General features: G+C 74.3%; 13 protein-coding genes. 9 read left to right on the plus strand and 4 right to left on the minus strand.

Annotated elements, in window-relative coordinates:
• The first annotated feature begins 9 nt into the window (after positions 1-9).
• Positions 10-1,935, plus strand: a complete 1,926-nt coding sequence (locus tag Val02_RS05200) for a beta-galactosidase (RefSeq protein WP_203897726.1) — start codon at positions 10-12, stop codon at positions 1,933-1,935.
• Here the strand turns inward: Val02_RS05200 and Val02_RS05205 are convergent.
• Positions 1,932-3,152, minus strand: coding sequence for a YncE family protein (locus tag Val02_RS05205; RefSeq protein WP_239152421.1), 1,221 nt, complete (start codon positions 3,150-3,152; stop codon positions 1,932-1,934). The two genes, Val02_RS05200 and Val02_RS05205, sit on opposite strands and share 4 nt — an antisense overlap.
• Positions 3,153-3,283: 131 nt before the next feature.
• Between Val02_RS05205 and Val02_RS05210 the strand changes: the two genes are divergently transcribed.
• From Val02_RS05210 to Val02_RS05240, 7 genes are all read left to right on the plus strand, one after another.
• Positions 3,284-4,345, plus strand: a complete 1,062-nt coding sequence (locus tag Val02_RS05210) for an RsbRD N-terminal domain-containing protein (RefSeq protein ID WP_203897728.1) — start codon at positions 3,284-3,286, stop codon at positions 4,343-4,345.
• A gap of 138 nt (positions 4,346-4,483) precedes the next feature.
• Positions 4,484-7,846, plus strand: coding sequence for a DUF4132 domain-containing protein (locus tag Val02_RS05215; protein ID WP_203897729.1), 3,363 nt, complete (start codon positions 4,484-4,486; stop codon positions 7,844-7,846).
• Positions 7,843-11,175: a DUF4132 domain-containing protein gene (locus Val02_RS05220; protein WP_203897730.1), complete on the plus strand. Its 3,333-nt coding sequence runs from the start codon at positions 7,843-7,845 to the stop codon at positions 11,173-11,175. The genes Val02_RS05215 and Val02_RS05220 overlap by 4 nt, the downstream gene beginning before the upstream one ends.
• The gene (locus Val02_RS05225; protein ID WP_239152423.1) at positions 11,165-12,268 is read left to right on the plus strand and encodes an ATP-binding protein; all 1,104 of its coding nucleotides are present in this window, start codon (positions 11,165-11,167) and stop codon (positions 12,266-12,268) included. The genes Val02_RS05220 and Val02_RS05225 overlap by 11 nt, the downstream gene beginning before the upstream one ends.
• Complete coding sequence (locus Val02_RS05230) at positions 12,268-14,547, plus strand: DUF5682 family protein (protein ID WP_203897731.1); 2,280 nt, start codon at positions 12,268-12,270, stop codon at positions 14,545-14,547. The genes Val02_RS05225 and Val02_RS05230 overlap by 1 nt, the downstream gene beginning before the upstream one ends.
• Positions 14,544-15,674 (plus strand): VWA domain-containing protein, encoded by a 1,131-nt coding sequence (locus tag Val02_RS05235; RefSeq protein ID WP_239152425.1) that lies wholly within the window; start codon positions 14,544-14,546, stop codon positions 15,672-15,674. The genes Val02_RS05230 and Val02_RS05235 overlap by 4 nt, the downstream gene beginning before the upstream one ends.
• Complete coding sequence (locus tag Val02_RS05240; RefSeq protein ID WP_203897732.1) at positions 15,671-17,626, plus strand: YehQ family protein; 1,956 nt, start codon at positions 15,671-15,673, stop codon at positions 17,624-17,626. Before Val02_RS05235 ends, Val02_RS05240 begins: the two co-directional genes overlap by 4 nt.
• 6 nt (positions 17,627-17,632) lie before the next feature.
• Here the strand turns inward: Val02_RS05240 and Val02_RS05245 are convergent, their stop codons facing one another.
• From Val02_RS05245 to Val02_RS05255, 3 genes are all read right to left on the minus strand, one after another.
• Complete coding sequence (locus Val02_RS05245; protein ID WP_203897733.1) at positions 17,633-18,322, minus strand: Clp protease N-terminal domain-containing protein; 690 nt, start codon at positions 18,320-18,322, stop codon at positions 17,633-17,635.
• A 50-nt stretch (positions 18,323-18,372) separates the two neighbouring features.
• The gene (gene modA, locus Val02_RS05250) at positions 18,373-19,191 is read right to left on the minus strand and encodes a molybdate ABC transporter substrate-binding protein (RefSeq protein ID WP_203897734.1); all 819 of its coding nucleotides are present in this window, start codon (positions 19,189-19,191) and stop codon (positions 18,373-18,375) included.
• A gap of 65 nt (positions 19,192-19,256) precedes the next feature.
• Complete coding sequence (locus Val02_RS05255) at positions 19,257-19,961, minus strand: lytic polysaccharide monooxygenase (RefSeq protein WP_203897735.1); 705 nt, start codon at positions 19,959-19,961, stop codon at positions 19,257-19,259.
• 240 nt (positions 19,962-20,201) lie between these two features.
• Between Val02_RS05255 and Val02_RS05260 the strand changes: the two genes are divergently transcribed.
• Positions 20,202-22,235, plus strand: coding sequence for a membrane dipeptidase (locus tag Val02_RS05260; protein ID WP_203897736.1), 2,034 nt, complete (start codon positions 20,202-20,204; stop codon positions 22,233-22,235).
• Positions 22,236-22,280: the final 45 nt, after the last annotated feature.

Here is a 22,280-nt window from a genome sequence, read left to right on the forward strand (position 1 = left end):
TCTCGCCCGGTGGAATACGGCGGTGACTACAACCCCGAGCAGTGGCCCGAGAAGGTCTGGGCCGAGGACGTCGCGCTGATGCGGGAGGCCGGCGTCACGCTGGTCACGCTCGGGGTGTTCGCCTGGTCCCGCCTCGAACCGCGGCCGGGCGAGTACGACCTGGGCTGGCTCGACCGCGTCTTCGACCTGCTGCACGAGGGCGGCGTGCGGATCAGCCTCGCCACGCCGACCGCCTCGCCGCCGCCGTGGTTCTCCGACGCGCACCCCGAGGCACTGCCCGTGGGCGCGGACGGCACCCGCCTGCTGCACGGCAGCCGCGACACCTACTGCGCCGCGTCACCGGCGTACCGGGCCGCCGCGCGCCGGATCGCGCAGGTGCTGGCCCACCGCTACGGCGGCCATCCCGCGCTGGCGCTCTGGCACGTGCACAACGAGTACGGCACCGAATGCCACTGCGACCTGGCCGCGGCGGCGTTCCGGGAGTGGCTGCGGGCCCGGTACTCCACAGTGGACGCCCTGAACGACGCCTGGAGCACGGACTTCTGGAGCCAGCGCTACACGGACTGGGCCCAGATCCGCCCGCCGCGCGCGACCCGCTACCTGCCCAATCCGGCGCAGCTGCTGGACTTCCGCCGGTTCTGGTCGGACGAACTGCTCGCGGCCTACGTGGAGCAGCGCGACGTGCTGCGCCCGACGCGCGTTCCGGTCACCACCAACTTCGTCTTCGGCGGCTGGGTGCCGGTCGACCACGCCCGGTGGGCGAAGGAGGTCGACGTGGTGGCGATCGACCACTACCCGTCGGCGCCGGGGCTGGCGGGTGCGGCGCAGACGGCGTTCGCCTCCGACCTGGCGCGCGGGTGGGCCGGCGGCCGGCCGTGGCTGCTCTGCGAGACCGCGCCGTACCACGTCGGCACGCCCGGGCGCATGCACACGAAGGCGCCCGGGCAACTGGCCCGCGACGTCGTCCCGAGCATCGCCCGGGGATCGCACGGTGCGATGTTCTTCCAGTGGCGCGCCTCCCGGGGCGGGGCCGAGCGCTACCACTCCGCGCTCGTGCCGCACGCGGGGCCGCAGAGCCGGCAGTTCCGGGAGACCGTCGCCGTGGGCGCGCTCCTGAGACGGATCGGCGGGAGCGAGGGCCGGATCCGGGCCGCCACCGCCATGCTGTTCGACGCGCCGTCGTGGTGGGCGCTGCAGGCACCGGGCCTCCCGTCGGACGACATCGACTACCTGCACGAGGTGCGCGCGGCGCACCGGGCGCTCTCCCGGCTCGGCATGGGCGTGGACGTGCTGCCGGCCGACGCGCCGTTGGACGGGTACCGGGTCGTCGTGGTGCCGGCGCTGTATCTGCTCGAGAACGGCGACCGGCTGCGGGAGTACGTCGCCGGCGGCGGGCGGCTGGTGGTGACGTTCCTCAGCGGGATCGCCGATCCGTGCGGGCGGGTGTACACCGGCGGGTACCCGGGCGCGCTGCGGGATCTGCTGGGGATCCGGGTGACGGAGTTCCATCCGATGCCGGCCGACCTGACGGTCGAACTGTCCACCGGCGACGTCGGGCGGCACTGGGCCGAGACGGTGGAGACGCACGGGGCCGAGGCCGTCGCGACCTATCCGGACGGCGGCGCCGCGATCACCCGCCACCGGCACGGCGACGGCGCCGCCTGGTACGTCTCCACCCGGCTCGACGACGACGCGTACGCGCGCCTGCTGGCGTGGGTGATCGGGGACGACGAGAGCCGCGGGCACGACGCTCCGCTGGTTCCCTACGGGGTGGATCTCGTGCGGCGGACGGCGAACGGGCAGGGCTGGCTCTTCGCGGTCAACCACACCGACCGTCCCCAGCCGCTGCCGGCCGACGGAACGGACCTCGTCACGGGAAACCCCGCCGGTGGAACGATCCCACCCGGCGGGGTCGCGGTCGTCAAATTTCTCTAACCGACGCCCGTCCAGCCCTGCGGCACCTTGCCGATGCGCACCCGCTGCGGGTGGTCACCGACCGGCACGGAGAGCACCTTGCGACCCGTGGCGAAGCTGATGACGGTGACCACGTCGGCCCCGGCCTCCGAGATCACGCAGCTCTGCCCGTCACCGGAAACCGTTGCCCAGTAAGGCTTCGAAGCCGTCACCAGCGGCCCCTCGGCCAGCGTCGCGCGGTTGACGACGGTGGCGTAGTCGTCCATGGTGCCCGCGACGCACAGCTTGTCACCGGACGGCGCCATCGACAGCCCGTGGTGGCGCGAGTCGTTGACGAACGTCTTCCGGTCGTCGCTGGTGTTCGGATTCTTCGGCAGCATCTTGACCCGCGTGACGGTGTCCGAGGCGACGTCGTACTCCACGAACCCGTTGAAGAACGACACCTGGAAGTACAGCTTCGACTCGTCCGGCGTGAACACGGCGGGGCGCACCGCGTCGGACAGGTCCGAACGCCCGGCCGCGTCCAGCCGCTGCCGCATGTCGACGACCCGCGTGGCGTAGGAGGCGGCCGTGTCGGCGATGGTGATCCGGCGGTCGCCCTTGGTCCAGTCCCAGAACGGGTCGTCGAGGTCGGTGTTCACCTCGCCGATCGACATGTTCCACAGGTAGCGGCCGCCCCGCGTGTAGACGTTCTCGTGCGGCTTGTCCCCGGTGGCGAACGACGCGACCTGCTGGCCGGTGTAGATGTTCAGCACGTGCACGGTGTTTCCGGTCGAGGCCGACACCGCCACCCGCAGCCCGTCCGGCGAGACGGTCATGTGGTCCGAGCGGTACCCCGACACCGGGAACCGCCAGTTGATCGCGCCGGTCGCCAGGTTCAGCGACACCACGTCGGCGAAGCTCGGCCGCGACACGACCAGCGCGGTGCCGTCCGGCGTGGTGTACATGTCGTCGACGAGCTGGTCGTGGCCCTCCCCGGGGCCGTTGCGGATGCCGAGGAAGTAGGCGAGCTTGATGGGGTTCAGATAGATCTCGGTGAGTCGGGCCTGCTTGTCCGGGACGACGTTGATCCGCGCGATGCGGGAGAAGGTGCCGCGGGACTCGATGACGTCCGCGGTGCCGTCCCAGTTGTTGCCCACGAACATCACCTCCCGCAGCGCGACGTCGGCGTGTGCCGGAGCCGGGACGGTGAGGGCCGCCGCGACCAGTGCGGCGGCGGCCAGGAGAGCCGATCTCAATGCGACCTCCATCGACGGTTGTCTGTTACCGTGCGGTGACGGACAGGGAACCACGCCGTCACGCGCACGGGGTAGGGGCCGGCACCCAACCCGCACCGGTCCCGCTTGTGGCGCGTCCACAAGGGAGGACCATGCGGCTGCGGGACGTGCTCACCGACATGGCCGCCGACGACACCGTGGTCGACGAGATCGTGCGCGCGCTGGGCACGGCGTCGCTGCCCGCCGCCGAACACCGCCGCCACGTGCGGATCCTGCTCGCCGCCGGCCTCAACGGGTTCGCCCGCACCGCGCATCCGGACGTGGCGTTCGCGGAGGCGTCGGCCCTCGGCGCCGAACGTGCCGCGCAGGGCGTGCCCATGGCCGACCTCCTGCGCGGGGTGCAGGCCGCCCGCAGCCACGCCCTGCGCCTGGCCATCGCCCGCGCCCGCGACGCCGGCGTGCCCGACGACGAGCTGCTCTCCGCGTGGCTCGAGGTCGACCGCTACACCTCGGCGCTGGAGCGGCACCTCATCGGCGGCTACAACGCGGTCGGCCACCAGCCGTTCGAGGGGGCGCTCGCGCTGCTGCGGCGGCTGCTCCTCGGCGGCGATCCACCGCCCGACGAGGAGCTGCGCGCGTCGGGACTGCGCCCTGGGGCGCGTTACCGCCTGGTGGTCAGCGATCGTTCGTTGGCCGGGATCGGTGGCATCGTCGCGCCGCTGGACGGGCGGTTCGTGGGCGTGGTGGCCGCCCCGCCCGCGGTCGACTTCCTGGTGGTGGCGTCGCCGGCCGTTCCGGTGGCGGCGCTGGCCGCGGTCCACCCGCCGTGCGTGGCGGCCCTCGCGGTCGCGTCCGCGCGTGGCCTGCGCGGCGTTCGCCCGCTGCTCGACCTCGCCGCCGAGACGGCGCTCGCGAGCCAGCCGACGCTCGCGGGACTGCTCTGCGCGCGACTGTGCGGCGCCCTCGATCCCCGCGACGAGTTTCATCTGGAACTGGCAACCACGGCGCTCGCCTTCCTCGACCACCGGCGCCTGGGGCCCACGGCCACGGCCCTGCACCTGCACGCCAACACGGTGCGCTACCGCCTGGACCGGCTGGCCGAGCTGACCGGCACGGCCTGGGACTCGCCCTGCGCCATGCCCGAACTGGTGCACCGCTGGTGGGCGCTGCGCACCTGGATAGGCGAATCCGTCGCGGGCGGGTTTCTGTCGTAGGGGCCCGCTACGGTGTCGCGCATCGGTCGGACGCCTGGGGAGGGCTTTACGGTGCGCACGTTGGATGTGGCTGCCGAGGACGCAGTGGCTGCCGAGGACCCTGTGGCTGCCGAGGACCCTGTGGCTGCCGAGGACCCTGTGGCTGCCGAGGACGCACTCTTGTGGCCGGCGGCCTGGGCACGGGCCCGCTATCCCCGGCGGGGGCACCACGCGGTTGCTCCGTTCGTGCTCGCGGAGGGGGCGGCGGACGCGCTGGCCGCGCTGTACGACAAGGACAAGAACGGCATCGGCCTGTCGCTGCGGCACGAACGGACCCCGGTGGACGTCCGGGAGGCGGCCGCCGCGTGGATCGGCGGGGCGGGGCACCCGCCGCTGGGCGCGGCCGCCGTCGCCGCCGGGATCGCCGGCCGGACCGAACGGGACTCGTGGCAGCGGCTGAGCGTCATCGCCGACGCGTGGATCGGGACGCGCGGGCTGCCGTTCGCCGCGGCGGCGGCCGCCGAACTGCTCACGCTGGACGGCGGGTGGCGCGGGCACAATCCGGTCTCCCGGGTGCCGGCCGACCTCTACTACCAGGTGGGGGAGCGGCCGGAGGCGGCCCTGGTGGTCGCCGCCCGGGTGCGCGCCGCGCTGGCCGCCGCACCCGGGGACGCCTACGCGCAGGCCCGCGCCGCCCTGGCCGCACTGCGGGACTCTGTATTGCGGGACTCGGTAACAGCCCAGGACGCTCTTCCGCTGCTGGCCGCGACGTCGTTCCTGGCGCCGACCGAGTCGGAGTGGGTCGACGCGGACTGTCTCGCGCTGCAGAAGGCGCTGCGGCAGGGATCCTGGTTCGCGCTGTACCTCGCGATGGCGGTGCACACGCCGGAGCAGTTCCGACGGATCAGCGACGACCTCCTGCCCTACCTGCTGCTGGACGACGGGGCCCGGCTCGTCACGTTCGCCGAGGGGCTCGGTGCGCCGGTGGCCGACGTGCTGGCCGAGTGGATCGACGCGGAGTACACCTCGGCCGAGCACCAGCGGCGGATCCTGCGCACGCTCGCGGTGCTGCCGTACGACCGGGCGTTCGAGCTGCTGCTGGCGCGGGTCGACCGCCGGTGGGTCGAGGGCATGCTCACCGAGTCGATGCGGCGCTTCCCGCGCCGGGCGATGCGGCTGCTCGCGGCCGACCGCCGCCGTCCCGTCGAGCAGCTGCTGCGGGTGCACGTCGCCGCGCACCCCGACCTGGTGGCGGAGGCCGCCGCCGCGCTGCCACCGGCCGACGCGGGACGCCTGCGCGCCCTGGCCGACGCCGTCGCCTCCCTGGTGACGGCGACGCCGGACCGCCTCCCGCCGCTGCTCGTCAGTCCACCGTGGACGGTCGCCGCCGGGCCGGCCGGATCGGCGGGGCGCACCCGTGCGGGCGCGCCGGTGGTGGCCGGCCTCGCGTGCACCGACCCGCCCGCGGTCGCCTTCACCGCGGCCGAACGCGACACGTGGGGCCACCGCACCTCGGACACCCGGGGCGACACGCTCACCTGGGAGCGCACCGCCGAGGCCCTGCGCGGCGGGCGCAAGGTCGACGACCATCGGGCGCGGTCGCTGTTCGAACGCGGGCCGCGGGAGCTGGGCCGGCCGGTGCTCGGCGCGTGGCAGCCCGAGGACCTGTGGGACGCCGGCGGCTGGCTGCGGCACGTGGCCGACCGGTTCGGTGTCGACGCGCTGCCGCTGCTCGTCGGGTGTGCCCGCCGACGCCCCGTCGCCCTGGCGGGCGTGCTGCTGCCGTTCGCGAGCGGGGACGTGGCGGCCCTGATGGCGGGTTGGCTCGGCGGCAACAGGGTGGTGCGCGGGGTGGCGACCGCCTGGCTCGACCGGCACCCGTCGGCCGCCGCGCGGCACCTGATCCCGGTGGCGTTGGGCAAGGCCGGCACAGCCCGCCGCGCCGCCGAACGCGCGCTGCGCACCCTCGCCGCCCGCCACCCCGCGGCGGTCGAGGCGGCCGCCGCCTCCTACGACGCCGCCGCGCTCGCGGGTGTCCGGGCGCTGCTCGCCGTCGATCCGCTCGAGGTGCTGCCGGCGCGGATGCCCGTCGCGCCGGAGTGGGCCGACCCGGCCCTGCACCTGCCGTTGCTGCTGCGCGACGGGTCGGCGCTGCCGACGGAGTCGGTCCGGCACGTGGTCACGATGCTGGCGCTGTCCCGCGCGGACGACCCCTACGCCGGCCTGGCCACGGTGCGGGAGTGGTGCGATCCGGAGAGCCTCGCCGAGTTCGCGTGGTCGCTGTTCCGCCGCTGGCGCGGTTCGGACTCCGCGTCGAAGGAGCAGTGGGCACTGGAGGCCCTGGCGCTGGTCGGCAACGACGAGACGGTGCGCCGGCTCGCGCCGGTGATCCGCGCGTGGCCGGGCGAGTCGCAGCACGCCCGCGCGGTCGCCGGCCTCGACGTGCTCGCGGCGATCGGCAGCGACGTGGCGCTGATGCACCTGCACGGCATCGCCGAGCGGGTCAGGTTCCGCGCGTTGCGGGAGAAGGCGACGGAGAAGATCGACGAGGTGGCGGCCGGGCTGGGCCTGTCCCGCGAGCAGCTCGGCGACCGGCTGGTGCCGACCTTCGGACTCGATCCGGACGGCGGCCTCACGCTGGACTACGGCCCCCGCCGGTTCCGGGTCGGCTTCGACGAACAGCTGAAGCCGTACGTCGAGGACGAGCGCGGCAAGCGGCGCACCGCGCTGCCGAAGCCCGGCGCGCGGGACGACGCCACGGCGGCGGAGGAGGCGTTCGCGCGCTTCGCGGCGCTGCGGAAGGACGTGCGCACCGTCGCGGGCGACCAGCTGCGCCGCCTCGAACGCGCCATGGTCGAGGGCCGCCGCTGGAGCGGTGCCGAGTTCCGCCGGCACCTGGTGGAGCACCCGCTCGTGCGGCATCTCGCGCGGCGGCTCGTGTGGGGCCGCTGGGCCGGCGACGGCTCCCTGCGCGACGCGCTGCGCATCGCGGAGGACCGCACGTTCGCCGGTGTCGACGACGCGCCGTTGACCCTGGCCGACGACGACGTCGTGGGCGTCGCGCATCCGCTGCTCCTCGGGGACACGGTGCCGGCGTGGTCGGTGGTCTTCGCCGACTACGAGATCCTGCAGCCGTTCGCCCAACTGGACCGGGAGGTGTACGCGATCACTCCGGAGGAGCACGCGAAGGGGCGGCTGCTGCGGTTCGCGCGCAAGGTCGTTCCCACCGGAAAGCTCCTGGGGCTCGAACATCGCGGCTGGCGGCGCGGCGACCCGATGGACGCGGGCGTGCAGTCCTGGATGCAGCGTGAGGTGCCCGGCGGCCTCCTGGTCGTCGAACTCGACCCGGGGATCGCCGTCGGCGCGGTCGACGCGCTCGGCGGGGAGCAGACGCTCGGGGACGTCTACCTCGCCGGGGAGGACGGTCCGTACCACCACACCGAACGCGCGCTCAGCCTCTCTCGACTCGATCCGATCAGCGCCTCGGAGATCATCCGCGACCTGTCCGGGGTGACGGCGTGACGCGCGAGGAGACGCTGGTCTTCCCGCCCACGTGGTATCCGCTGCGCTTTCCGCGGCGGGGCAGCCGGGGGCTGTCCGCGTGGGGCCCGAAGGCGGGGCGGCTCCCCCCGGACAGCTATTGGCGGCGGGTCGAGGCGGCGGTCGAGCATCCGCTGACACCCGAGGACCTGCGCCGCGCCGCGCGGGACTTCCTGTCCGGGGCGGCCGGCGCGACGCCGGTGGGTGCGGCGGTGGCGGCCGTGACGGCCACCGCCCACGACGGCCGCCAGGAGCGCGAGGAGTCCTGCTACGTGGTCCACGACTGGATCGCGCGGTACGGGACGGAGTTCGCGTTGCGGGCGGCGGTCGAGGCGCTGACCCTCACCTACGACTATCCGGGCGGCCGGCCGGGGATGAGTCCGCCGTTCGTCCGGCGCCTGGAGCTGACGGCCGACGACCTGAGCCTCTCGTACTACAGCAATCGCGCAATGACGCTCGCCGGGGTGGTCCGGGCGGTCCTCGCCGGTGCGTCCGACGCGGAGTACGCGGCGATGGTGGCGGTACTGGCGGCCGAACGCGCCATGGCCCCACCGCCGTCCGAGGGCACCGTGCCGCCGGGTCACGGTAGGGCGTCGGATCTGCGGCGGCGGGTGGCGACGTCGTTCCTCGCGCCGTCCGAGACGGACTGGGTCGACGCGGACTGCGCCGAGGTGGCCGCCCGCGGGTGGGGCGGGACGCGCCTCGGCCAGCTGCTGATGCTGTCGATCGGCACGCCGGCGCAGGCCGAGACGCTGCGGGCCGTTCAGCACGCCCACCTCGTCAGCGGGTACCTGCTGTACACGGTCTTCGAGGGGCTCGGCGCCGACGTCGTGGACATCGCGGTGCGGGCCGACGGCGGTACCCCGGACCGGAAGTTCCCGTACCTGGCCGTGCTGGGGGCGATCCCGACCGATCGGGCGTTCGGGCTGCTGGTCGAGCGGCTCGCCGTGCGGCGCAACAGGTCCGAGGTGCTGAAGGCCGCGAAGCGCTACCCGCGCCGGGCCGTGCGCATGCTCGCCGAGGCGGCCGGGGGTGCGCATCCGGCCGCCGCGCCCGCCGCCGGCCTGCTGCGGGAGCTGGTGGCCGGCAATCCGGACGTGGCCGCCGAGGTGCTGCCCACCCTGGGCGAGGAGGCGGCCGGCCGGCTGCGGGCGCTGCTGCCGTCCACTGTGGACAGCACCGCCGGCGCCGCTTCCGCTTCCGTCGGGCTGCCGGCGATTCTCGTCCGTCCACCGTGGACGGAGCGCCGAAAGACGGCACCACCCGCGGTAGTTCCGGGACTCGTGTGCACCGACGCTGCGGCGATGGCGTGGCTGCCCGGGGAACGCGAGGCGTGGGGCACGTTCGGTTCCGGGGGCGTCGGCCGGCACCGGTGGCCGCGGATCGTCGAGGACATGGCGCGCGGCCAGGCGGACACCATGACGGCGGTGCACGTCATCGCCGCCGCCCCCGAGGAACTCGTCCGGCCGGTGCTCGCGACGTGGCGACCGGCGCGCATGTGGGGTGCGGGCCGGTGGACCCGGATGGTGGCGGCCCGGTTCGAGCTGGACGCGCTGCCGCTGGTGCTCGCGTGCGCCGAACGCGACCCGGTCAACGCGGCCGGTTCGCTGGCACCGTACGCCGCGCCGGAGGTCGCCGTGCTCATGGCGGCGTGGACCGGCAAGGGGCGCACGCTCGGCGAGACGGCCCGCGCCTGGCTCGTCCGCCACGCGGCCCTCGCGGCGCGGGCGCTGATACCGCGTGCGCTGGGCGCGCCCGGGCCGGCCCGCCGCGACGCCGAACGCGCCCTGACCCTCCTCGCCACCGACCGCTCGCCCGAGCTGCTCGCCGCGGCGGAGGGATACGGCTCCGCGGCCGTCGCGGGGATCGGGGCGCTGCTGGCGGCCGATCCGTTGGCGGCGCTGCCGGCGCGGATGCCGACGCTGCCCGGCTGGTGCGACCCGGGCCTGCATCCACCGATCCGCCTGCGCGCCGCCGCCGCCGCCCCCGACAGTGCCGGGGACGATGATGGGGTTCTGCCGGCGGACGCGGTGCGGCACGTGTGCACGATGTTGGCGATCTCGCCGGCGGGCGAGCCGTACGCGGGGCTCGCCGCCGTGCGCGACGCCTGCGAGCCGGCCGATCTGGCGGCGTTCGCGTGGTCGCTGCACCGGCGCTGGCTCGCCGCCGGCGCCCCCACCAGGGAGGCCTGGGCGTTCCGGGCGGTGGGCGTCTTCGGCGACGACGACACGGCCCGGCGGCTCGCCGCGCTGATCCGCGCGTGGCCGGGCGAGGCGCAGCACGCGCGTGCCGTCGCCGGGCTCGATGTGCTCGCGGCGATCGGTTCGGACGTGGCGCTGACGCACCTGTCCGCGCTGGCGCACAAGGCGCCCTACCCCGGCCTGCGCAAGCGCGCCGGGGAGAAGATCGACGAGGTGGCCGCCGGCCGTGGGCTTTCCACGGAGGAGCTGGCCGACCGGTTGGTGCCGGACTTCGGGCTCGGCGCGGACGGCGGCCTCATCCTGGTCGACGGGACGCGCCGGTTCCGGGTGGGCTTCGACGCTTCGCTGCGGCCGTTCGTCGTGGACGAGGACGGGAAGCGGCGTGCGCAGCTGCCGCGCACGGGTGCGCCCGAGGCGTACCGGCGCTTCGCGGAGCTGAAGAAGGACGTGCGCACCGTCGCCGACCTGCAGGTGACGCGCCTCGAACAGGCCATGCTCACCGGCCGGCGGTGGAGCGGCGCGGACTTCCGGCGGTTCCTCGTCGGGCATCCGCTGATGGGGCACCTGGCGCGGCGGCTCGTGTGGGGGCGGTTCGACGCGTCGGGGGCGTTCCTCGACGGGTTGCGGGTCGCGGAGGACCGCACCTTCGCCGATGTGCACGACGATCCGCTGGTGCTGGGTGACGAGGAGCTGATCGGGGTGGCGCATCCCGTTCAGCTCGGCGCGACGGTGCCCGCGTGGGGGCGGTTGTTCGCCGACTATGCGCTCCTGCAGCCGTTCCCCCAGATAGAGCGGAAGGTGTACGGGCTCGGCGCGGACGGGTGGGACCGGTACGTCGGTCTGACCGTGCCCACCGGGCGGCTCGTCGCCCTCGAACGGCGCGGCTGGCGGCGCGGGGCGCCGCAGGACGCCGGCGTCCAGGAGTGGCTCGAACGCCCGGTCCCGGGCGGCGAGTTGATCGTTCGGCTGTCGCCGGGGATCATCGTCGGCGCGTTCGCACCGGACGAGCCGCAGACCCTGGAGAAGGTGGAACTGACCGTGGAGACGCTGGACGCGGTGACGGCCTCCGAGATCATCATGGCGTTGAACGAGGTGACCGGTGAGCGTTGACGGGCTGCAACGGCCGCCGGCCGAGGTCCGGTTCGCCGGCGAACTGGCGGCGCTGCGCGACGGCGACACCGGCGACCGGCCACCGGGCTGGGCCCTGAGCCTGCGGGCGGCGCGCACGTTCATCCTCGGTGACCAGAAGGCCGGCATCACGCGAAAGTTCGTCGGCGACCCGTCGCTGATCGACCGCGCACTGATCAGCCTCGCCACGAGTCGCGGGCTCATGCTGGTCGGCGAGCCCGGCACGGCCAAGTCGCTGCTGTCCGAACTGCTCGCGGCGGCCGTCAGCGGCGACTCCACGCTGACCATCCAGGGCGGTGCGGCCACCACCGAGGACCAGATCAAGTACGGGTGGAACTACGCGCTGCTGGTCGCGGACGGCCCGTCGACGCGGTCGTTGGTGCCGGCGCCGCTGCTGCGCGGGATGGCCGAGGGGCGGGTGGTCCGCTTCGAGGAGATCACCCGCTGTCCGCTGGAGGTGCAGGACTGCCTGCTCTCGCCGCTGTCCGACCGCGTGCTGGCGGTGCCCGAACTGGCGGGCACCGACACCGGCGGCACCGACTCCATGGTGTTCGCGCGGGACGGGTTCAACGTCATCGCCACGGCCAACACCCGCGACCGGGGCGTCAACGAGATGAGCGCCGCGCTGAAGCGCCGGTTCAACTTCGAGACGGTCTTCCCGATCGCCGACTTCGACACGGAGGTCTCCCTCGTGGCGCAGGAGGCCGGTGCGCTGCTGCACCGCTCGGGGGTCACCGCGGAGCAGCGGCGCGACGTGCTGGAGGTGCTCGTGACGACGTTCCGCGAACTGCGCACCGGGCGCACCGGCAAGGGCGACGCCATGGAACGCATGACCGCCGTCATGAGCACCGCCGAGGCGGTGTCCGTGGCGCACGCCGTCGGCCTGCGCGGCTGGTTCCTGCGCCGCGAACCGGGCACCCCGGCCGACATCGTCTCCTGCCTCGCCGGGACGGCCGCCAAGGACAACCCCGACGACCTGGCCAAACTGCGCCGCTACCTGGAGCAGGAGGCGCCGCGCCGGGCGGGTGAACAGTGGAAGGCGTTGCACGCGGCACGGCATCTGCTGCCCGGCTGATGGGTCCCACGTTCCTCGGCGTGCGGCACCACAGTCCGGCGTGTGCCGCCCTCGTCGCCCGGGTGATCGACACCCTGCGACCGGCCCACGTGCTGGTCGAGGGGGGTGCCGACCTCAACGGGCGGATCGACGAGCTGCTCCTCGGCCACGAACTGCCGGTCGCCGTGTTCAGCAGCTACCGCGACGGGCTGCGGGACGGCTCGCGCGAGCCGATGCGGCACGCGTCGTGGGCGCCGTTCTGCGAGTACTCGCCGGAGTGGGTGGCGCTGCGGGCCGGGCGGGCCGTCGGGGCGGCGGTGCGCTTCATCGACCTGCCGGCGTGGGATCCGGCGTTCGCGTCGCGGCGCAACCGCTACGCCGACGCCGAGGTGCGCTACGCCGACGTGGTGGCGCGGCTGTGCGCCGAGTTCGCCGTCGACAACGTGGACACGCTGTGGGACCACCTCTTCGAGGCCGCGCCCGCGGAGGGGCTGCAGGAGCGGCTCGCGGCCTACTTCGACCTCGTGCGGGGGGAGTCGGACGCCACGGAGGAGGACGCCGCGCGGGAGGAGTACATGGCCCGCTGGGTCCGGGCGGCCGTCGCCGACGCGGGGGAGCGGCCGGTCGTCGTGGTCACGGGCGGCTTCCACCGAGCCGCCCTGATCCGCCTGTGCGACCCGGCGGCATCGGATCCCGCCCCGGCTGTCTGGCCCGAGATCCCCACCCTGCCGGACGGCGCCGTCGGCGGCAGCTACGTCGTCCCGTTCTCGTTCCGGCGCCTCGACGCGTTCGACGGCTACCAGAGCGGCATGCCGTCCCCCGCCTACTACCAGCACCTGTGGGACCACGGCCCCGAGGGCGCCGCCCGCGAGCTGACCAGGGCCGTGGTCGAACGCCTGCGCGCGCTGCGCCAGCCCGTCTCGACGGCCGACCTCATCGCCGCCCGCACCGCGGCCGACGGGCTGGCGCTCGTGCGCGGTCACGCCGTCCCGTCCCGGGTGGACATCCTCGACGGCCTGGCCTCCGCCCTGGTCAACGAGGCGCTCGACGTTCCCCTGCCGTGGACCGCGCGGGGCACCCTCGCGCCCGGCACGCATCCGGCCGTGGTGGAGATGGTCGCCGCGCTCAGCGGGGAGCGGGTCGGCCGCCTGCACCCGGACACGCCCGCGCCGCCGCTGGTGCACGACGTGACCGCCCTCCTCGAACGCCTCGGCCTCGACCGCGCCGGCCCCGTCGACCTGGACCTGACCCGCCCGGACGGCCTCGAACGCAGCCGCGTGCTGCACCGCCTGCGGGTCCTCGCGGTCCCCGGCTTCGCGCGCGACTCGGGTCCGCGCACCGGCGTCGACCCCGTGCTGACCGAACGCTGGCGGCTGAGCGTCCACGATGGACGGACGGGTGCGCTGATCGAGGCCGGCGCGTACGGCGCGGTGCTGGAGGAGGCGGCCGCGGCCGCGCTCGCCGACCGGATCGGCGCGGCCGGGTCCGATGTGGACGTCATCGCGGCGGTGCTCTTCGACGCGGCGCTCGCCGGCTGCGCGGAACTCTCCGCGCGGCTGCTCGAGGACGTCGTGCGCCGGGTCGGTTCGGCGCCGGAGCCGGCCGCGCTCGGGCGGGTGCTCGCCGTCGTGCTGTCGCTGTGGCGGCACGACCGGCTGCTCGGCACCGCGCACAGCGACACCCTCGGCGCGGTGCTGGCCGCCGGGGTGACGCGGGCGCTGTGGCTGGTCGAGGGGGTGCGCGGCCCCGGCCTCCCGGCCGATCCCGGCCGGATCGGCGCGCTGGTGGCGGTCCGGGACATCCTCGTCCACTGTGGACTTGACGATGCTGTCCACAGTGGATCGCTCGCCGTGGCCGATCGGGTCGCCGCCGACGCCGGTGCCCCGCCGGACCTGCGCGGGGCCGCGTTCGGGTTCGGCTGGTCGTTGCGTGGCGAGGCTTCCTCGGTCGAACGGGCGGTGCGCGGCGCCTTCGCCCCGGCCTCCGCGGGCGACTGGCTGGCCGGCGTGTTCGCGCTCGCCCGCGAGCGGGTGCTGGCGGCCGGCGGTGTGCTCGACGTGCTCGACGACCTGCTCGCCGGGCTGGGGGAGGAGGACTTCCTGATCGCCCTCCCCGCGCTGCGGCAGGCCTTCACCTGGTTCCCGCCGCGGGAACGGGAGACCATCGCCGCGCACGTCGTCGCCCGGCACGGCGGCGCGCCGATGTCCCTGCGGCTGCCCGAGCCGGCCGACCTGGTGGCCGCCGGCAGGGCCCTGGACGCCCGCGTCGACGCGGTCCTGACGAGGGAGGGTCTCCTGTGACGGATCCGCGGGCGCCGGAGGTGCTCACCCGCTGGCGGCTCGTCCTCGGCGACGCGGCCGGCGCCTGCTGCGGACCGGACGGCCTGGGCGCCGAGGCGGGTGCCCGCGACGCGGCACTCGAGTGGCTCTACGGCCGCGACGAGGAGCGGCAGCGCCGCGACGAACGCACCGGCGGCGGCGGTGCCTCCGTCCTGTCCACGGTGGACTGGGTCAACGAGGTGTCCCGCCTCTTCCCCAGGGAGACCGTCGAACGCCTGCACCGCGACGCCGTCGAACGGTACCGGATCGACGACCTGGTGACCGATCCGCAGGTGCTCGAACGCATCGAGCCCAACCCGGCGCTGCTGCGCGCCGTGCTGCAGACCATGCACCTGATGAACCCGGACGTGCTGGCGATGGCGCGGCGCATCGTGGAGAAGGTGGTGCGGCAACTGGTCGAGAAGCTGGCGACCGAGGTGCGCACGGCGTTCTCCGGGGCGCGGGCGCGCCGGCCGAGCCGGTTCAAGCAGGCGCGCAACTTCGACCTCAAGCGCACCGTCAAGGACAATCTCGGCCACTACCGCCCCAGCGAACGCCGCCTCTACATCGAGACGCCGCACTTCTTCTCGCGCACCCGCCGCCACCTGGACCGCTGGCAGGTGATCCTGCTGGTCGACCAGTCCGGTTCGATGCTCCCCTCGGTGATCCACTCGGCGGTGACGGCGGCCTGCCTGTGGGGGCTGCCCGGCGTGCGCACCCATCTGGTGGCGTTCGACACCGCGGTCGTGGACCTGAGCGAGGAGGTCGACGACCCGGTGGAGGTGCTGATGAAGGTGCAGCTCGGCGGCGGTACCGACATCGCGCGGGCGGTCAGCTACGGGGCCGGCCTGATCGACGCCCCGCGCCGGGCGATCGTCGCCGTGATCAGCGACTTCTACGAGGGCGGTTCGGTGGGGCCGCTGGTCTCCGCCGTCGCCGGTCTCGTCGAGCAGGGCTCGAAGGTGCTGTGCCTGGCGGCGTTGGACGAGTCCGCGGCACCCGACTTCGATCGGGACACCGCGCAGCGGCTGGCCGACGTGGGGGCGTTCGTCGGTGCGATGACGCCGGGCGAACTGGCCGGGTTCGTGGCGGAGGCGGTCGCCGGGTGAGGCCGGATCTTCTCGCGCTCACGCCGGAGACGCTTGCCGCGCTGACCAACCGGGGCCTGGTCAAGCGCGCCACGAAGGAGGTCGCGGCGGCCCCGCCGGAGCTGTCCGAGGAATCGGCCGGGGAATCGCTCGGGACCGTTGTCGCCGCTTTTCCGGACGGGCCGGTGGCGACGCTGCCGGCCGGCGGGCTGGAGGCGGGCGGCTGCACCTGCGGCGCCGGCGGCGTGTGCCGCCACATCATCGGCCTGGTGCTGGCGTATCAGGCCGCGTCGGAGATTCCCGCCCCGCCGGCCGAGGAGTTCGTCGACTGGTCGCCCGGCGGGTTCACCGACGAGGCGTTGCGCGAACGCGTCGGCCCGCGCCTGTTCACCCGGGCCCGGCGCACCTTCGCCGCGGGCTATCCCGCGCGGGTGCGCCGCCCGACCGCGGCCGATCCCGTGCCCACGGTCGAGCTGGGCTCGGCGACGGTCCGCTTCCTCGTGCCGCACGACCTCGGGTTCGTGCACACCGACGCCGTCGCGGGCGTGCGCGACGACGTGGTCGCGTTGGCGGTGTGGGCGTTCCGGGCCGCGGACGGGTGTGCTCCCGGGCAGCGGGATCTGCGGCTGGACGTCGGTGGTCCCGCTGTCGCCGCCGGGGGTGGGGACCCGCTCGATTCCCTGGAACGGGCCGTGGAGCTGGCCACCGACGTTCTGCGCCACGGTGCCGTGCACACCGGTCCGGGCATCGCCGCACAGGTGGCCGACGTGCGCCGGCGGCTGGAGGCGGACGGGCTGCGCTGGCCCCAGTTCACCGTGCTGGACCTGGAGACGCAGCTGGCGGCCTACCGCGAGCGCAACGCCCGATACCGCCCGGAGCTGTTGGCCGGGTACATCGCGGAGCTGCACGCCCGGCGGCGCGCCACGCGCGGCCCCGGCGCCGCGTCGCGCACCCGCGTGCTCGGCACCGACGAGGCGGCCGAGACGCCGCTGCGGCGGGTGCGCCTGGACAGCCTCGGCTGCCGGGTCACGGCCACCGGCGACGAACGCCGCGCCGAGGTGTTCCTCGCCCACGCCGACACGGCCACGGTGCTGGTGCTGCGCCGGGAGTGGACGGCCGAAGAGGACGGGCCGGCGCTGGCCGCCCGGCGGGTCGGCGGCACGACGCTGCGTTCGCTGGCGGAGGGCAGCGTGGTGACCGAGTCGGCGGTGCGCAGCGCCAGCCGTGCGGTCCGGCTCGGCACGTCCCGGGTGGCCCGCACGTCGGTGACCGTGTCGGGCGGCTGGGCGCACCTCCCACCGGCCCTGCTGGCGAACGACTTCGCGGCCCTCGCGGCGGAACTCGACGGGTTGCCGCCGCGCGTGGTCCGCCCCCGCATCGCCGCCGAACTCGTCCGCGTGCTCGCCGTCGCCGAGGTGCGCCACGTCGCCTATCGGCCCGGCGAACAGCGCCTCGACGCCGTGATCGCCGACGCCCACGGCGCCACGGCCACGGTGCGCGCCACGTACAGCCGCGTCGCGCCCGGTGCGCTGGACGCCCTGGCGGCCGCCCTTGACGGCGCGGCCGGCCCGCTCACCCACGTCAGCGGCACCGTGCGCCGGTCGGCCGGCGGCCTCCTCCTCGACCCCCTCGGGGTGGCCGTGGGCGGCGGGATCGTCGCGCCGGACCTGGCCGTTCGCGCGGCCCGCGAGCTCGTCACCGAACGGGACGCCGCCGGCCCGGACCGGCTCACGGCGGCGCTGCTGAGTGCCGGGTCGCTGCTGGCCGACGTGGCCCACCACGGCCTCACCCACCTGCCGCCGAGCGTCGCCGAGCGGGCCGGCCGCGCCGCCGAGGACCTGGCCGCCGTGGGGCTGCGCCGGGTCGCGGCGGCACTGACGGCGTTCCGCCAACGGCTCGGCGACGACGAGCCGCCGGTGCGCGAGTGGGTCGACGCCCACCTGCGCGTGGAGACCGCGCTCGACCTGTGCTGAACGCCCTCAGGCCAGCGCGGCCACGATCGCGCGCTCGGACATCTCCTTGGTGACGCCGAGCCCGGCGAGCACACCCGTGCCGTCCTCGTGCTCCAGCAGGGCGAGCAGGATGTGTTCGGTCCCGACGTGCGTGTGCCGCAGCCGCAGCGCCTCCCGGAACGTCAGCTCGATGACCTTCTTCGCCTCGCCGTCGAACGGGATGTGCCCGGGGATCGTCTCGACCCGTTCGGGCAGGGTGGCCGAGGCGACCCGGCGAACGTCGTCGAGGCGCACGCCCTGCGCCACGATCGCGCGGGCGGCCGGCGCGTCGGGCTGCGTGGTCAGGCCGAGCACCAGGTGCGGGACCTTGATTTGGTCGTTGCCGGCGGTGCGGGCCTCCTCCTGCGAGGCGACGATCACGTGGCGGGCCTCGTCGGTGTAGCGGCGGAAGCCCTCGTTGGGATCGATCTCGTCGGAACCCTTCGGCACGAACCGCTTCTGCGCGGCCTGCTTGGTGACCCCCATGCTGCGGCCGATGTCGGTCCACGAGGCGCCGGCGCGCCGGGCCTGGTCGACGAAGTGGCCGATGAGATGGTCGGCGACCTCGCCGAGGTGTTCGGCGACGACGACGGCTCCGGAGAGCTGGCTGAGCGCGTCGGGGTGATTGAACTTGATCGTCGAGATGAGTTCGTCCAGCCGGACGGTGCCTTCTGTCATGGCGTCAACCATAGGTTGACGGTCGCGTGTCGTCAACTTCGGGTTGACGCCTACGGGTCGGGTGAGAGGCCGGCGTCGGCGAGGACCCGTCGCACGAGCGCCGAACCGAGGAACGCGCAGAACGCGTCCGCGCCCACGGTGTTGGCGCCGGTGGTCACCTTGACGGCGGTGTACTCGTCGGAGACCCGCGCCGCCTCGGGGAACTCGACGGCGCGCAGTTCCGCGCCGGCGGCCACCACGTCGCTCCGGCGAACGACCGCCGCGTCGGCCGCACCGTCGCGCACCCGGTTGAGCGCGGCCGCCGCGTCCGGTTCGACCGCCACGGGCACCGGGTCGACGGCCGCGGCGGCCAGTGCCGCGCGACCCGCCCGGCCGCACGGCGTCGTCTCGGCGCACAGCGCCACCCGGCTGCGGGACAGGTCGGCGACGCCGGCGATGCCGGTGGCGGCGCGGGGCACCGCGATGACGATCGGGTCGCGCGCGACGACGGCCGGCGCGCCGCGCAGGTACCTGCCGGTGAGCCGCGCGGCGACGGCCGGGTCGGCGGAGACGAACACGTCGACGGGCGCGCCGGCGAGGATGTGCTCCAGGTGCCGCGCACCGGCGCCGTAGTCGACGGCGACCCGCACCCCCGGGAACGCGTCCTCGAAGATGGGCGCCAGCCGGGTGAGCGTGGCGCGCAGTTCGTCGGCGGCGTGCACGACGACGGTCCCGTTCGGGTCGCCCGGCCGTGCGGGCGCGGCGGGGTGATGGTGGTGGTCGTGGCCGGCGGTCGCGGGCGCCACTGCCGGGAGCGGTCCGGCCGACGCCGACAGGCCGAGCAGGGTGATCACGCCGAGAAGGGCGGCGATCAGGGGATTGGTGCGCATCGGGGCGCCTCCACTCGGTGCCGCCCGGTACGGGGAGAGGCCGGTACCGGACGGCGTGAACGGGTTCAGCAGGGACCGTTGTCCTGCCAGACACCCCACTCGCCGGTGGTCCCGGGCGTCTCACCCTGGGTCCACCACCGTGCGGTGTACTTGCGGCCGTTGTGCTGGACGACGGCGCCGCTGGTGTAGACCGTCGCGGCGTTCCACAGCGGGCCGCAGCCGGTGGGCGGCGGTGGGTCGGTGGGGTTGCCGGTGCCGTTGACGTTCACGTCGGAGCAGGCGTAGAAGGCCATCGCCGTGTCGTAGATGTTCCACACCGCGAGGATCTTGTGGCGTCCGCCGGGCAGGCCGGTGAGCTGGTGCGTCACCGATGCTCCCGGCTGGGCGTTGCCGTTCGTGAACGTCTGGTGCAGACGGCCGTCCACGTAGTACTCCCAGTTGAGCGTGCGGTGCATGGCGGTGTTCTTCCACGTGAACGCCGTCGCGCTGCCGATCGACGTCACGCGCCAGCCCTTGCCGTCGTCGTCCAGCACGGTGAAACTGCTGCCGCCGCTGCACTTCTGCGAGCCCTTCTTGGCCTCGACGCTCTGCGGTTCGTACTGGATCTGGCCGCAGTTCGCGACGGCGCCGGTGGCGCACTGGTCCTGGCGGCTCGGGGGACTGGTCACCCAGCCGTGCGCGCTGGCTGGGGATGCCGGCACGAGCACGGTGAGCAGGGGTGCGGTGAGGATGGCGACCGCTATGGACGCCAACCTTTTTCGGAGTGTCATGTCGCTCCTTCGGGAAGCGAAGGCCAACCGTCGAGGACCGGGCTGTCAATCGACGTGGACCTTTTTATAAGGAAACGGCTAGACATTGATGTTTGTCAACGACCTGGTATGGACCACTTCCGGGAACCTGCCGGAGCCGGGCACCAGCGGTTGACATGCGCCGATGCCTGGCTGACTCTGTGGAGACTCCACCGGCCGCCGGATCAGGCGATCCGGCACGCATGAGGGGGCACCCCCGCCATGTCCCTGTCGCCCCGCACCCGCCTGGCCGCGTTCGCGGTCGCCGCCGTCGCCCTTCCCGTGCTCGTCGCCGTTCCGGCCGCCTCGGCCGCACCGGTCACGGTCGCCGCCGACGCCCTCGACGGCACCTGCGCGACCCTGCGCGTCCACAACGGTTCCAGCGACCTCGGTTACGCGGTCCGCGACGGCGCCGGATACCGCTTCGCCGGCTCGGGCGCGACGCCGTTCCGGCTGGAGGCCACGCAGCTGGGCCGCTACGAGGTGCTCGGCCCGGACGGCAGGCCCGCCTACCAGAGCGTCATCGGGTTCATCTTCGCCGGCGACTCCTACGGCGACCGCGCCGACTTCACCGTGGCGCGGGTCGGCGACCGGTACCGGTTCACGGCGACGGCCACCGGCCAGACCATGGGCTCGTTCCTGGGGCGGCTCGGTGGCGCCGGGTCCGCGTACACCGTCGCGCTCGCGACGGCCACGGGCTGTTTCACCCCGCCGGACATCGATCCGGGTGTCACCGGTACCGCCGCGCCGGGCGTCGACAACCAGGGCAGACTCGTGGGAACGGTGGACGCGCACGCGCACGTCACCGCCGCGGCCGCGTTCGGTGGCCGGATGCACTGCGGCGAGGCGTGGGCCTCCGGCGGCGTGCAGGTGGCGCTCGCGGGCTGCGACACGCACCGCAGCCTCAACGTCGGCGCGCTGTTCGAGGCGATCGTCGGCGGCACCGACGCGATCAACTCGCCCGAGGACGGCTGGCCCACGTTCGGCGACTGGCCGCAGCACAACTCGCTGCTGCACGAGCAGTCCTACTACCGGGGTATCGAACGTTCCTGGCGGGCCGGCCAGCGGGTCCTCAACGCGCTGCTGGTGGCCAACCGCGCGATCTGCGAACTCTTCCCGTACCGGGACACCTCCTGCGACGAGATGGACCAGATCCGGGTCCAGGCGCGCTACCTGTACTCGATGCAGGACTACATCGACGCGCAGAACGGCGGCGCCGGCAAGGGCTGGTTCCGCATCGCCACGACACCCGCGCAGGTGCGTGCGATCGCGGCCCAGGGCAAGCTGGCGGTCACCGTCGGCGTGGAGAACTCGGAGATCTTCGGCTGCCGCGAGGTGAACGACGTTCCGCAGTGCACCACGGCCCAGATCGACGCCGGCCTCGACGAACTGCAGGCGCTCGGCGTCTCCGGCCTGTACCCGGTGCACAAGTTCGACAACGCCTTCGGCGGCACGCGCTTCGACTCGGGCCTCACGGGGGCGTTCGTCAACCTGGGCAACCTGCTCTCGACCGGGCACTGGTGGACGGCGACCAGTTGCACCGGGCCGTCCGACAACGAGCAGCCGCTCGTCAGCGACGATCTGGTCCGGCTGCTGAGCTTCGGCGTCGTCAACCTGCCGCCCGGCGCGGTGCTGCCGGTCTACCCGAGCGGCAAGATCTGCAACACCCGCGGACTGACCGGTCTCGGCCGCCATCTGGTCCAGCGGATGATGGAACGCGGCATGATCATCCACGTCGACCACATGAGCGTGAAGACCGCGCAGGCCGTGCTGGACATGGCCGCCGCGGCCAACTACCCGGGCGTCACGTCGGTGCACAGCTGGTCCGACCCGACGATGGTCGACCGGATCCTGACGGTCGGCGGGTTCGTCGCCTCGTACGCGCACTCGGTCCCGGAGTTCCTGGCCGAGTGGCGCACCAACCGGGCGGCCCCGCACGGCAACGCGATCACCGGCTACGGCTACGGCACCGACGTGAACGGCCTCGGCGACCAGGCCAACCCGCGCCCGGACGCCGCCGCGAACCCGCTCGTCTACCCGTTCACCGCCCCGAACGGCACCACGGTGAACCGGCAGGTCTTCGGCACCCGCACGTTCGACGTCAACACCGACGGCGCCGCGCAGTACGGCCTGTTCGCCGACTGGACCACCGACCTCATCGGGCAGGCCGGCGCCGACGGCGCACAGCTGCGCCAACAGCTGATGTCCGGCGCGGAGGCGTACGTGCGGATGTGGGAGCGGTCCATAGCCTGGTAGTTGGCGCCCGGCCGGCAGTCGTTTCTGTCGTACGGCCCACCTACG

This window comes from Virgisporangium aliadipatigenens (genome assembly GCF_016863615.1).
GTDB classification, from domain to species: Bacteria; Actinomycetota; Actinomycetes; order Mycobacteriales; family Micromonosporaceae; genus Virgisporangium; species Virgisporangium aliadipatigenens.

Excerpts from the sequence above, each read along its gene's own strand:
- Val02_RS05260 (WP_203897736.1), top strand. The coding sequence starts at position 20,202 with ATGTCCCTGTCGCCCCGCACCCGCCTGGCCGCGTTCGCGGTCGCCGCC.
- Val02_RS05255 (WP_203897735.1), bottom strand. The coding sequence starts at position 19,961 with ATGACACTCCGAAAAAGGTTGGCGTCCATAGCGGTCGCCATCCTCACC.
- Val02_RS05210 (WP_203897728.1), top strand. The coding sequence starts at position 3,284 with ATGCGGCTGCGGGACGTGCTCACCGACATGGCCGCCGACGACACCGTG.
- Val02_RS05245 (WP_203897733.1), bottom strand. The coding sequence starts at position 18,322 with ATGACAGAAGGCACCGTCCGGCTGGACGAACTCATCTCGACGATCAAG.
- Val02_RS05230 (WP_203897731.1), top strand. The coding sequence starts at position 12,268 with ATGGGTCCCACGTTCCTCGGCGTGCGGCACCACAGTCCGGCGTGTGCC.
- modA (WP_203897734.1), bottom strand. The coding sequence starts at position 19,191 with ATGCGCACCAATCCCCTGATCGCCGCCCTTCTCGGCGTGATCACCCTG.